This window comes from Sphingopyxis macrogoltabida, from assembly GCF_001307295.1.
GTDB lineage: Bacteria > Pseudomonadota > Alphaproteobacteria > Sphingomonadales > Sphingomonadaceae > Sphingopyxis > Sphingopyxis macrogoltabida_B.
Genome location: NZ_CP012700.1, coordinates 957,862 through 971,034 on the forward strand (window position 1 = coordinate 957,862; position 13,173 = coordinate 971,034).

Below are 13,173 nucleotides of genomic sequence, written 5' to 3' on the forward strand. Positions count from 1 at the left end.
GCTGATCCTGACGCAATGGCTGTCGTGGTAGGGGATGCCCTGCTGCGACGGGGCCAGCCGCTCGAAAGGTGATACGAATATGGCTTGCTTCTCCCCGCTTGGTGCCGCGCGCGCGGCCCTGCTTTCTGGCATCGCCGCGACCGCGCTGACGGGATGCGCGTCGGTCGGGACGGCGCCGCAACTGCCGAGCGCGAGCTTCGTCGCCAATCAGGAAGGGCCGGGCGAGGAATATATCATCGGGCCGCTCGACGAGCTGCAGATATTCGTCTGGCGCAACCCCGAATTGGGCGGCAAGGTGCAGGTCCGCCCCGACGGGCGGATCACGACACCGCTGATCACCGACATGCCCGCGGTCGGCAAGACGCCGACGATGCTGCAGCAGGACATCAAGCTGCAGCTCAGCCAATATATCACCGACCCGATCGTCAGCGTGATCGTCACCAGCTTCAACAGCACCTTCTCGCAGCAGGTGCGCGTCGTCGGGGCGACCGAAAAGCCCGCATCGATCCCGTTCCGCGCCAACATGACCGTGCTCGACGCGATGATTGCGGTCGGCGGGCTCGGCGAATATGCGGCGGGCAACAAGGCGCGGCTGGTCCGTTACGACAAGGGCAGCGGCAAGCAGCATGAATATGGGCTGCGGCTTAACGACCTGATAAAGCGCGGCGATGTGAAGGCGAACGTCCGTCTGCAGCCGGGTGATGTGATCATCATTCCCGAAAGCATGTTCTGACGCAGCCCGGCGCGCGCCTCCCGATCAACCCCCAAGGACTGACCCCGACCGATGAACAGCCTCTACGACGAATTCCGGGTGGCGCTGCACAGCGTCTGGACGCGCCGCTGGCTGGTGCTCGGCGTCGCGTGGGGGATTTGCATTCTCGGCTGGCTGGCGATCGCGTCGATCCCGAACCGCTATGATTCGCGTGCCCGGCTGCTCGTCGACATCAACCAGATCCTGCCCGACGACGGACAGGCGGGTTCGTTCGGCGGCAATCAGCAGATCGACCAGATTCGCGAAACGCTGACCAGCGCGCGCAACCTCGAAAAGGTCGCGATCACCACCGGCCTGCTTCCTGCGGGGGCCAGCGACCGCGAAAAGGCGGGCGCCGTCGCGATGCTGCAAAAGAATATCAAGGTCGTCCCGCAGCAGCAGAATATCTTCGAGATCACTTCTTCGGTCGGCGTGGGCAGCCTGTCCGATGCCGATAATGCGAAGCTCGCGTCGGGGGTTCTCGACAGCCTGATCACCGTGTTCCGCGACGACCAGTTGCGCGGCGGCCGGATGAATGCACGCGAGGGGTTGAAATTCCTCGATTCGCAGATCGCCGACCGCGAAAAGGCGCTGCGCGAGGTCGAAGCGCGCCGCGCCGCCTTCGAGGCGCAGAATATCGGCCTGATCCCCGGCGGCGCCGGATCGCCGGCGCAGCGCGTCGATGCAGCACGCGCCGAACTCAACCAGATCGATTCGCAGCTTGTGTCGGCGCAGGCGCAGCTTGCCGCCGCCAACGGCCAGCTTGCCTCGACCCCGGCGACGATCAACGTCCCCGGCATGGGCGGCGTCGGCGGCGGGGTCGCGCGGCAGCAGCTTGCCGGCGCACAGGGCGAATTGTCAGCGATGCGCGCGCGCGGGCTGACCGACGCGCACCCCGACGTCATCGCACTCAAGAGCCAGATCGCGTCGCTGAAAGCCATCGCCGACCGCGAAGGTACCGGCGGCGGGGGCAGCGGCAATGCCCAGAACCCGGCCTATGCGTCGCTCGCCGCGATGCGCGCCGAACGTCAGGCGACGGTGAGCGCGCTGTCGGCGCGCAAGGCGCAGCTCACCGGCGATATCGCCAAGATCACGACGCAGCAGATCCAGAACCCCGGCATCGCGGCCGAATATGACCGGATCAACGGCGAATATACCGCGTTCAAGACGCAATATGACCGGCTGCTCACCCAGCGCGAACAGGTGCGGATGCGCGGCGAGGTACAGACCGAAACCGACGCGATCAAGATCGAGCTGCTCGACCCGCCATCGAAGCCGACCAGCCCGGCGGCGCCCAACCGGCCGCTGTTCCTGACCCTCGTGCTGTTCGCCGGCATCGGCGGCGGGGTCGCGGTGGCCTTTGGCCTCGGCCAGGTGCGCACCAGCTATGCGACCGCGGCGAAGCTCGAACGGGCGAGCGGGCTGCCGGTGATCGGTTCGATCACCGAAGTCGTGACCCCCGAACGCCATGTCGAGCGCAAGAAACGGCTCGTCTGGCTCGCGGGCGGCGGCGGTGCGCTCGTCGGCCTCTATGCGCTGCTGCTCGTCGCCGAATTCATCCAGCGCGGCATGGTCGCGTGACGGGGGACAAGAAGAAAATGACCGATCAACGCCCCGTCAAGCGCCCGCCCTCGCTCCTTGAACGCGCTGCCGACATGTTCGGTATCGATCCCGCGGCCAATGCGCCGACGATCGACGTGTCGAACCTGCCGCCCGAGCCGGTGAAGAAGGCGAAGAAGCCCAAGGACGAACCGAAGGCCGAAACGCCTGCGGCCGAAATCCTCGGCCCCGAGGCACCCGCCGTCGATCCCGCGCCCGCGGTCAAACCGTCGCCGCGCAAGGATATCGCACGCGCCGCGCCGGCGATCGTGCCGACGCGGCAGGGCCGCATCGATCGCGACCGCCTCGCGGCGCGCGGGATGATCGTCCCCGGCGCCCCGGTGACGGGCATTTCCGAAGAATATCGGATCGTGAAGCGCGAGATCATCCGCAACTTCGCCGGAACCCCGAACCGCCCGGTGGTGCCGCGCGGCCACCGCGTGCTGATCGCGTCGGCGAACCCCGGCGAAGGCAAGACTTTTTCGGCGGTCAACCTAGCGCTCAGCCTCGCGGTCGAGGCCGACCACGACGTGCTGCTGATTGATGCCGATATTGCCAAGCCGAGCGTGCTCGACGCGCTGGGGCTGGAGGACGGTCCCGGCCTGATGGACGCGCTTGCCGATCCGCACCTGCCGCTTGGTGACTGCATGATCCAGACCGACATCGCAGGGCTGAAGGTGATGCCGGCGGGCATGCAGCATATGCATGACACCGAATTGCTCGCCTCGGCGCGCACCGAAGCGCTGCTCGGCCAGCTCGAAGCCGGCGCGCCGGGTCGCATCCTGATCCTCGATTCGCCACCGGTGCTTGCGGCCTCGCCCGCGGCGGTGCTGGCGGGACATGTCGGCCAGCTGATCATGGTCGTGCGCGCCGATGAGACGCTTGAATCCTCGCTGCGCGACGCGATCGGGCTGATGGGCGCATGCCCGCATATCCAGCTGCTCCTCAACGGGGTGAAATATTCGCCGGGCGGTCGCCGCTTCGGCACCTATTACGGACAAGGAGGCGCGTCGTGATGCGCACCAAAATCACCATGCGTCGTGTGGGGACGCTGGCTGCCTTGCTGCTTGCCGGGACGGCGACGAGCGCGCACGCACAATTTTCGGGCGATCCGGGATCGGACGGCGATGCGCCGTCGGCGGGTGGCCCTGCTGCATCTTCAAGCGAAGGCGGGCGCAGCGAGGCACGCGCCGAGCGTCGGCGTGCGAAGAAGCAGGTGAATGTCAGCCCCTATCTTGAGGTCGGACAGGTTCTGTCCGCCGATCTCAAGGGCGACGGCGATGTGCTCACCTATACGACGCTCGCCGCCGGGGTCGATGCGTCGATCGTGACGCGCCGCGCCGAACTCGCGGGCAGCGTTCGCTATGAATATCGCATCGGCGAATCGGGCGGGCTCGGCAATTCGAGCTCGCTGAGCGGTCTTGCGCGCGGCCGGATCGAAGCGGCGCGCGGGCTGAATCTCGAAGCCGGGGCACTCGCGACGCGGACCCGTGCGGATGGTTATGGCGGCGACACCGGCGTGTTCCTTCGCGACGGCACCAACGTCTCCAATCTCTACTCGGTTTATGCCGGCCCGACCTTTGCGCGCCGCATCGGCGGGCTCGACGTCGGGGCGGGCTATCGCTTCGGCTACACCAAGATCGACGTCGACGACCCGACGCCTCCCGGCGTGACGGCGCAGGACATTTTCGACAGTTCGACGAACCATGTCGCCTGGGCCAGCGTCGGCGCCAGGCCCGGCGACCTGCCGTTCGGCTGGCAGGTGTCGGGCGGCTACCAACGCGAGGACGCCAGTCAGCTCGATCAACGGTATGAAGGCAAATTTGCCCGCGCCGACGTGACGGTGCCGATCGGACCGACGCTGGCGCTGCTCGGCGGTCTCGGCTACGAAGACATCGAGATCGGCCAGCGCGATCCGGTGGTCGATGCGAACGGCGTGCCCGTCCGCGATGCGAACGGTCGTTTCATCACCGACAAATCCAAGCCGCGTGAGCTGTCCTTCGATACCGACGGGCTGATCTGGGACGCCGGCGTGATGTGGCAGCCGAACCGCCGCACGGCGCTGACCGCGAAGGTCGGCCGCCGCTATGGCGACACCATCTATACGGGCAGCTTCACCTATCGCGCCAATCATGCGACCCTGTCGGTCGGCGTCTATGACGGGCTGTCGAGCTTTGGGCGCGGCCTGTCCGGCGGGCTCGCCGCACTGCCGACCCAGTTCGATCCGATCCGCAATCCCGTCGACGGCAGCATCAACCCGTGCGTGTTCGGCGATCAGGGCGGCGGCTGCCTCGCCAATCAGCTCGGCAACACGACCACCGCGCAGTTCCGCAACCGCGGCGTGCAGGCGGTGTTCTCGTCGCGTCTCGGCGGCTGGAGCTATGGCATCGGCGCCGGTTACGATCGCCGGAAACTGCTGCTGCCTAGCCTGTCGGCGATTGCCGATCTCAACGGCGTGATCGACGAGAATTATTATCTGTTCCTGTCCGCCGGGCGCCAGCTCGACCGCGATTCCGACCTCACCCTCGCCGCTTATTATAATTATTTCGACAATGGCGCGCCGGGCGCCGCCAATGTCCAGTCGGCGGGCATTTCGGCCGCCTATTCGCGGCGGCTCTGGCGCGGCCTGACCGGCCACGCCGCGGCCAGCCTGACGGCGTTCGACCAGGAAGGGTTCAACAGCGAACTTATCGGATCGGCGCTTGTCGGCATGCGATACAGCTTCTGATCCGGAACGAAGGATTTAGCGATGTACGATCAATTTTATGGCTTCACCGGACGCCCGTTCCAGCTGACGCCTGACCCGCATTTCTATTTCGAGAGCGGCACGCACCGCAAGGCGATGTCCTACCTCGGTTACGGCCTCGCGCAGGGCGAAGGCTTCATCGTCATCACCGGCGATGTCGGCGCGGGCAAGACGACGCTGGTCGGCCATCTGATGAACACGATCGACCCCAATCGCCTGACCGCGGTCAAGCTGGTGTCGACGCAGGTCGAGGGCGACGATCTGCTCCGCCTCGTCGCTGAACAATTCGGCCTGGAATGGGAAACCGAGAGCAAGGCCGAACTGCTGCGCTCGATGGAGCAGTATCTACGCGAACAGGCGCGCGCCGGGCGCCGCACGTTGCTGATCGTCGACGAAGGGCAGAACCTTGCCATTTCGGCGCTCGAAGAGCTGCGCATGCTGTCGAACTTCCAGCTCGGCGGCCATTCGCTGCTGCAGATTTTCCTGCTCGGCCAGCCCGAATTCCGCCAGACGCTGTTCCACTCGCCGACGCTCGAACAGCTGCGCCAGCGGGTGATCGCGACGCACCATCTCGATCCGATGGAGCCCGAAGAGGTGGAGCCCTATATCCTGCACCGCCTCGGCAAGGTCGGCTGGACCGGCAACCCCAGCTTCAGCCCCGACGCGTTCGAGGAGATTTTCGATTATAGCGCGGGCGTGCCGCGCAAGCTCAACGTGCTGGTCAGCCGTCTGCTCCTCTACGGCGCCGTCGAGCAGATGACCCGCATCACCGGGCAGCAGGTCCGCGCCGTCGTCGCCGAGATCGAGGCCGATCGCGGCATCGACGAAGCCGCGCTCGCGCCGCTGCCGGTCGAGGACGTCGTGGCGCAGGCCGAGATTGCCGCAGCGCCGATTGCGGCTGCTGTTGCTGAGCCGGCCCCGGTTGCGGAGGCAAGCGCCGAAATCGCACGGCCGCTCGAATGGCCGCGCGCTTCGGCGGTCTATGACGACGCGCCGGCTGTTCCCGAACGCCCGCCGTTCGCCGGACCCGCCGACACCTCGCCGCCCGCCTATGCCAGCCCGAGCTTCGCCGAAGCGCGGTCGCTCGTCGCCGAACAGCTGGGCGTCGCCCCTGCGGCGGAAGTGGTGGAAACCGGCGCCGACGATACGGCCGACATTTTCGAACTTGCGGCCGAAACGGCAATCGAAACCCCGGCCGAAACGCCTGTCGCAGTGCCGCCGGCGATCGACGCGGCGCATCTGGAAGCGCTGCAACGGCAGATCGCGAGCCTCGAGGAACGGCTGGTCGAGCAGGACGCCGCGCTGCGCCGCGTGCTTGATTTGTTGATCGAATGGGTCGAACGCGATCCGGAGAATGCGCCCAATCCGGCCCGGTCGCAGGTCTGGGCCGCCTGACGTCCATCGCTTGGCCGGAAACGAGCCGGGGCCGATGAAGGTGAGAGACAATGCAGAACGGCCTCTCGGTCGATGTCGAGGACTGGTTCCAGGTCGGCGCCTTTGAGCGCACGATCGGCCGCGACGACTGGGACGGGTTCGAGTGCCGCGTCGAGGCGAATTGCGACGCGGTGCTGGCCTTGTTCGCCGAGGCCGGGGTGCAAGGCACCTTCTTTACCCTGGGCTGGGTCGCCGAACGCTATCCGGCGCTGATCGGGCGGATCGTCGCCGCGGGGCACGAACTCGCGAGCCATGGCTATGACCACAAGCGGGTCTTCGCGATGACCGCCGGTGAATTTGCCGCCGACCTGAAGAAAACGCAGGCGATCCTCGAGGATATCGGCGGTGTGCCGGTCCGCGGCTATCGCGCGCCGAGTTTCTCGGTCGATCAGCGCACGCCTTGGGCGCACCCGATCCTTGCCGAACAGGGATATGCCTATTCGTCGAGCGTCGCGCCGGTGGTGCACGATCATTATGGCTGGCCCGCGAGCCCACGCCATGCGTGGCGTCCGTTGGCAGACAGCGATCTCGTCGAGTGGCCGGTGACGACCGCGCGCGTTGCGGGGCGCACGCTCGCGGCGGGCGGGGGAGGCTTCATGCGCCTCTTGCCCTATGGCTTCACGCGCTGGGCGATTGCGCGGATGAATGCCGAGGGGCATCCCGCGATCCTTTATTTTCACCCGTGGGAAATCGACCCCGGCCAGCCGCGCGTCGCCGATGCGCCGCTCAAATCGAAAATACGCCATTACAGCGGCTTGTCGGCCATGGCTGGCAAACTGAAGAAACTGCTCGCCGATTTCGAATGGACGCGAGCCGACGCGCTGTTGCCTATGCAGCAGCAGCGGGCGCAATCGTGGCGCGCGGCGGCGTGAATGCGCCAAGCCTCCCGATGAAGCAGGGCTTTTCCGGCGCGCCGCTGTCCGAAGCGGCCGAATGGGACGCCTATGTCGAGGAGCACCCCGACGCAACGCCGTTTCACAGCCGTGCCTGGTGCGAGGCGATCACCCGGGCGACCGGGCATCGCTGTCACCTCGTCACCGCACGCGATACGGCCGGAACGCTGACCGGCATACTGCCGCTTCATCACGTCCGTTCGCCGCTGTTCGGACAGGCGCTGGTCGGCAGCGGCTTTGCGGTCGATGGCGGCATCCTCGCCAACGATCCGACGGTGGCCGCCATTCTGGCGCAGGGCGCCGCCGAAATGGCCGCGTCGCTGGCCGTTCCTTCGGTCGAACTGCGCGGCGGGGCGCTGCCCGAAGGGACCGGCTGGTATCACGAGGAAGGCATCTATGCCGGCTTTGCGCGCGATCTTTCGGCCGATGACGAAGCCGAACTGCTCGCCATTCCGCGCAAGCAGCGGGCCGAGGTGCGCAAGGCGCTGGGCAGCGACCTGACCGTCACCACCGGTGACGACACGACCGAGCGGCGCGACCATTACCGCATCTACGCGACGAGCGTCCGCAACCTTGGAACGCCGGTGTTTCCGAAAGCGCTGTTCGACGCGGTGCTCGATGCGTTCGGCGACGACGCCGACATCCTGACCGTTCGCAGCGACGGACGGGCGGTGGCGAGCGTGCTTAGCCTCACCTGGCGCGGCACGGTGATGCCCTTTTGGGGCGGGGGCCTTGCCGAGGCGCGTGGGCTGCGCGCCAATGAACTCATGTATTTCGCGCTGATGCGCCATGCGCGCGAACGCGGGTGCACGCGCTTCGATTTCGGCCGGTCGAAGGTCGGCACCGGTCCGTACAGCTACAAGAAGAACTGGGGCTTCGAGCCGCAGCCGCTGGTCTATGCGCGCTGGCTCGCGGCCGGCGAAAAGCCGCGCGACACCAATCCGAACAGCGCAAAATACCGGCTGCAGGTCGACCTGTGGAAGAAGCTGCCGCTGTGGGCGGCAAACCGGATCGGCCCGCTGATCGCCCGCGGACTTGGTTAGGTTTCTGGGGTGATGGCCGAAATCCTGTTCCTCGTGCACCGCGCGCCGTGGCCGCCCGACCGCGGCGACCGCATCCGTAGCTGGCATATGTTCGAAGCGCTGGCCAAGCTTGCGCCGGTGCATGTCGCGGCGCTCGCGGACAATGCTGCGGATGCGGCCTTGGCTCGCGACAAAATGGCCTCGCTTTGCAAGAGCTTGGCGATCGAAGTGCGTGACGTTTCGCGGCCGGTCGCGCTCGCGCAGGCGTTGCTGCATGGCGAGCCGGTATCGAACCGGCTGTTCCGCAACCTCGCGCTCGCGCACCAAATCGACGACCTGCTGGCGGAAGGCCGGATCAGCCACATCGTCGCCTTCTCGGGCCAGATGGCGGAGTATCTGCCGGCCGGCTTCACCGGGCGGGTGATCATGGATTTCGTCGACGTCGATTCGGCGAAGTTCGCGACCTATGCCGAACAGGATGGCCGCCAGCCGCTGAACTGGCTTCACCGGCGCGAGGCGAAGAAGCTGGCGGCATTCGAGTCCGATATCGCGCGCGGGGTCGATGCAAGCCTGTTCGTGAGCGAAGCCGAGGCGGCGCTGTTTCGCTCGCGCAGCGGACTAGGCAGCGACAAGGTCCGCGCGGTTGAAAATGGCATCGACACGGCGAAGTTCGACCCCGCATTAGCGTTCGACCCGGTCGCGGCGGGCGAGGGGCCGCTCGCGGTGTTCACCGGCCAGATGGACTACCGCCCCAATATCGACGCCGTGCGCTGGTTCACCGAAGACATCTTGCCGCTGGTTCGTCGGCGGCATCCTGCGGCGCGCTTCGCGATTGTCGGCCGCGCGCCGACCGATGAGGTGAGGGCGCTTGAAAAACATGCCGGGGTGAGGGTGACCGGCGAGGTTCCCGACGTGCGGCCGTGGCTGGCCGCCGCGGACGCGGTCGTCGCACCGCTGCTGCTGGCGCGCGGGGTACAGAACAAGCTGCTCGAAGCGATGGCGATGGCGCGGCCGGTGGCCGCAAGCGCGGCGGCGGCAACCGGAATCGACGCCGTCGCGGGCGAGCATTTGCTGGTCGCCGATGACGCGCAGGCGATGGCCGCGGCGGTTTGCACGCTGTTCGACGACCGGAACGCCGCTGCGGCGATGGGAGCGGCGGCGCGCGCACGGATGATCGAGCGCTACGGCTGGGACGCGCGCCTTGCGCCGCTCGGGCAACTGCTTGGACTTGCCGCATGACCCCGTCCTTGCACGCTCTCGATCGCCCGCAAGGCTGGTCGCGCTGGCAGCAGCATATCGCGGCGCTGGTCGCCTTGTCGGCGGCAATTCTCATACTGTTCTATCGCGACGCTGCCGATATGGCGGGCATCTGGTGGCACAGCTCGACCTTTACCCACTGCCTGCTGATGGTGCCGATGATCGGCTGGCTGGTCGCGCAGCGGGTGCCGCAACTCAGGACGTTGACGCCCGCCTTCTGGTGGCCCGCGTTGATCTGGATCGCTGGGGCCGGATTGGTCTGGCTCGTCGGCGAGGCGGCGGGCGTCGGGCTGTTCCGGCAGGTCGGACTGGTGCTGATGCTGCAGGGCGTGGTCGCAGCGACGCTCGGCGAGAAGCTGGTGCGCGGGCTGCTCTTTCCGCTCGGCTATGCGCTGCTGCTGGTGCCGTTCGGGGAGGAACTGGTGCCGATGCTCCAGACGTTCACCGCGCACATCAGCGTCGTTCTGCTCCACCTGTCGGGGATCGCCGCTGAGATGCAGGGCGTGTTCGTGACGACGAAGGCCGGCTTCTTCGAGGTCGCGGAGGAATGTTCGGGGGTCAATTTCCTGATCGCGATGCTCGCTTATTCGGTGTTTGCGGCGCATCTCTGTTTCCGGAGCTGGACGCGGCGGATCGTCTTCGTCGCGCTGGCGCTCGCGACGACGATCATCGCCAACGCGCTGCGTGCCTATGGCACGATGGTCGCGGCCGAGATCTGGGGGATCGAGGCGGCGGGCGGCATCGACCATGTCTTCTATGGCTGGATATTCTTCGGGCTGGTCATCCTGCTCGTGATGTTCGTCGCTTGGCGCTGGTTCGATCGGCCCGCGAACGACGCGGCGATTGACACCCGCGGCCTCGATGGAGTGCCGCGTTTTGCCGGGCCCACCAAGGCGGTGCTGCCTGCTGCTCTTGCGTTGCCGCTCTTCTTTCTCGGCTGGGCGGTGCTGGTCGGCGGCCGGTCGGCGCCGTTGCCGGGCACAATGATGGTCGAAACGCCCGCGGGCTGGGCCGGGACGCTGGCGACGGGAACGCCATGGGCACCGCGTTACGATGGCGCCGACGAACGCCTGATGCGGCACTTCACCGATGCCAAGGGTCGCCGCGTGACTGTCGCGATCGGCGGTTACGAGCGGCAGGCCGAAGGGCGCGAAGTCGTCGCCTTCGGACAGGGCGCAGTCGATCTCGACAGCAAATGGGCGTGGAGTGCGCCCTTGCCGGCGGTCGATGGCGCAAAGACCGAGCGGCTGCTTCACCCCGGCCCGGTGCTGCGCGACGCGGCGACCTGGTATGTCGTCGGCGGCGAGGCGACGGGGAGCCCGCGCCGCGCCAAACTCGCCGGATTGCAGGCGCGCCTGTTCGGCGGCGACCCGCGCGCGCTGTCGCTGATCGTATCGAGCGAGGCGGGGCAGGGTGGGCGCGATGCCATCGCCGATTTCGTGTCGGCTTCGGGCGGCGCGCAGGCAATGGCTGACCGCGCGCTCGAAACCCGCTAAGCGACAACGATATGTGTGGGATCGCAGGCATCTATCATCTCGAAACCGCGAAGCCGGTCGATCCGGCGCGGCTGCGCGCGATGCTCCATCCGATGGCGCATCGCGGGCCCGACGGCGCGGGCGAATGGACCGCGCCCGGCGTCGGCCTCGCGCATCTGCGTCTGTCTATCATCGATATCGAGGGTAGCCCGCAGCCGATGGCCAGCGACGACGAGGCGGTCACGCTGACCTATAACGGCGAAATTTATAATTTCCGTGAGCTGCGCACCGAACTCGAGGATCGCGGTTACCGGTTCCGCACCAGCGGCGATACCGAGGTGATCATCGCGGCGTGGCGCCAGTGGGGCGTCGATTGCCTGTCTCGGTTCAACGGGATGTTCGCGTTCGCGATCCACGACCATACGCGGGGTTGCCTGTTCCTCGCTCGCGACCGGCTGGGGGTGAAGCCGCTCCACCACGCGCGCCTGTCGGACGGCTCGGTGGCGTTCGCATCCGAACTCAAGGGGCTGTTGCGGCATCCGCTGCTGCGGCAGGAGGCGAACCTCAGCGCGATCGAGGATTTCCTCGCGCTCGGTTATGTGCCCGACGATAATTGCATCGTCGCGGGCGTACAGAAATTACCCGCGGGCCATTATCTGCTGCTCGAACGCGGCAAGGTGGTTCCGGCACCGACGCGCTGGTGGGGCCCCGACTTCTCGAAGCGCATTCGCGCTTCCGAAGACGAAGCCGCCGAACATCTCGTCCATCTGATGCGCGCCGCGGTGACCGACCGCATGGTTGCCGATGTGCCGCTCGGTGCTTTCCTGTCGGGCGGCGTCGATAGCAGCGCCGTCGTCGCGCTGATGGCAGAGGCGAGCGCGAAGGCGGTCAAGACCTGCACCATCGGGTTCGATCAGGCGGCGCTCGACGAAACCGCCTATGCGCAGCAGATCGCCGAGCGGTTCGCCACCGATCATCGCACCCGCACCGTCGCGGCGGGCGACTTCGCGCTCGTCGACCATATCGCCGACATGTTCGACGAGCCCTTCGCCGACGCCAGCGCGTTGCCGACGTATCGCGTCTGCGAACTCGCACGCGAAGAGGTGACCGTTGCGCTGTCGGGCGACGGCGCCGACGAGGCCTTTGCCGGCTATCGCCGCCTCGTTTTCCAGCATCAGGAAGAGCGGCTGCGCGGGCTGATTCCCGGCTTTCTGCGGCGCGGCGTGCTGGGACCGCTGGCGCGCGTCTGGCCGCAGATGGACTGGGCGCCGCGGCCGCTGCGCGCACGCGCGACGCTCGCGAGCCTGTCGAAGAGCGGCGCCGAAGGCTATGCCGATGCGGTCGGCGTCACCGGCCCCGACCAGCGCGCGCGGCTGTTCAACGATGCCGCGAAGCACGCGCTCGGCGATCATGTTGCCGAGGCGCGCTACTGGCGGGCGATGGCCGAGGCGCCGGCGCGCGAGGCGCTCGACCGCGCCCAATATGCGGACATGCTGATCTGGCTGCCCGGCGACATCCTGACCAAGACCGACCGGATGAGCATGGCGGTGAGCCTCGAGGCGCGCGAGCCCTTGCTCGATTACTGCCTGATCGAATTTGCGGCGAGCCTGCCGGCGTCGATGCGGGTCAAGGGCGGGACGGGCAAGGCGATCCTCAAACAGGCGATGGAGCCCTATCTGCCGCACGACATCCTCTATCGGCCCAAGATGGGGTTTGTGACGCCGGTGTCGCACTGGTTCCGCGGCCCGCTCGTCGATGCCGCCAAGGGCCTTGCAACCTCGTCGACGCTCGCCCGGTCGGGCTGGTTCGACATGGCCGAGATCGAACGTATCGTCGCCGCGCACCAGTCGGGACGCCGCGATCACGGGCGGCTGATCTGGCAATTCTTCATGCTGGAAAAGTCGCTGGCGAAGCTGTTCGGGATTTAGAGCCGGCGTGAAGGGCGGCTTTGGGGTGGGGAGCGGACGTTCCCCTTACAGTGTACCCCGGCGAAAGC

Annotated in this window: 10 protein-coding genes; all 10 read left to right on the forward strand. The window is 67.1% G+C overall.

The window, feature by feature from the left end:
• Positions 1–79 precede the first annotated feature (79 nt).
• From AN936_RS04425 to AN936_RS04470, 10 genes are read left to right on the forward strand one after another with little or no spacing between them, the layout of a single operon-like run.
• Positions 80–733, forward strand: coding sequence for an XrtA/PEP-CTERM system exopolysaccharide export protein (locus tag AN936_RS04425; protein WP_054587077.1), 654 nt, complete (start codon positions 80–82; stop codon positions 731–733).
• A gap of 51 nt (positions 734–784) precedes the next feature.
• Positions 785–2,332, forward strand: a complete 1,548-nt coding sequence (locus tag AN936_RS04430; protein ID WP_054587078.1) for an XrtA system polysaccharide chain length determinant — start codon at positions 785–787, stop codon at positions 2,330–2,332.
• A 17-nt stretch (positions 2,333–2,349) separates the two neighbouring features.
• Positions 2,350–3,366: a P-loop NTPase gene (locus AN936_RS04435; protein ID WP_054587079.1), complete on the forward strand. Its 1,017-nt coding sequence runs from the start codon at positions 2,350–2,352 to the stop codon at positions 3,364–3,366.
• On the forward strand, positions 3,366–5,078 hold the full coding sequence (locus tag AN936_RS04440) for a hypothetical protein (RefSeq protein WP_054587080.1): 1,713 nt from the start codon (positions 3,366–3,368) through the stop codon (positions 5,076–5,078). Before AN936_RS04435 ends, AN936_RS04440 begins: the two co-directional genes overlap by 1 nt.
• A 21-nt stretch (positions 5,079–5,099) precedes the next feature.
• Positions 5,100–6,491: an XrtA/PEP-CTERM system-associated ATPase gene (locus tag AN936_RS04445; protein ID WP_054587081.1), complete on the forward strand. Its 1,392-nt coding sequence runs from the start codon at positions 5,100–5,102 to the stop codon at positions 6,489–6,491.
• Between the two features lie 50 nt (positions 6,492–6,541).
• The gene (locus tag AN936_RS04450) at positions 6,542–7,402 is read left to right on the forward strand and encodes an XrtA system polysaccharide deacetylase (RefSeq protein ID WP_054587082.1); all 861 of its coding nucleotides are present in this window, start codon (positions 6,542–6,544) and stop codon (positions 7,400–7,402) included.
• 17 nt (positions 7,403–7,419) lie between these two features.
• Complete coding sequence (locus AN936_RS04455) at positions 7,420–8,466, forward strand: FemAB family XrtA/PEP-CTERM system-associated protein (RefSeq protein ID WP_084758620.1); 1,047 nt, start codon at positions 7,420–7,422, stop codon at positions 8,464–8,466.
• A gap of 12 nt (positions 8,467–8,478) precedes the next feature.
• Positions 8,479–9,684, forward strand: a complete 1,206-nt coding sequence (locus tag AN936_RS04460) for a TIGR03087 family PEP-CTERM/XrtA system glycosyltransferase (RefSeq protein ID WP_054587083.1) — start codon at positions 8,479–8,481, stop codon at positions 9,682–9,684.
• Positions 9,681–11,198, forward strand: a complete 1,518-nt coding sequence (locus AN936_RS04465) for an EpsI domain-containing exosortase (RefSeq protein ID WP_054587084.1) — start codon at positions 9,681–9,683, stop codon at positions 11,196–11,198. The genes AN936_RS04460 and AN936_RS04465 overlap by 4 nt, the downstream gene beginning before the upstream one ends.
• An 11-nt stretch (positions 11,199–11,209) precedes the next feature.
• Positions 11,210–13,105, forward strand: a complete 1,896-nt coding sequence (locus tag AN936_RS04470; protein ID WP_054587085.1) for an XrtA/PEP-CTERM system amidotransferase — start codon at positions 11,210–11,212, stop codon at positions 13,103–13,105.
• The last annotated feature ends 68 nt before the right edge of the window (positions 13,106–13,173 follow it).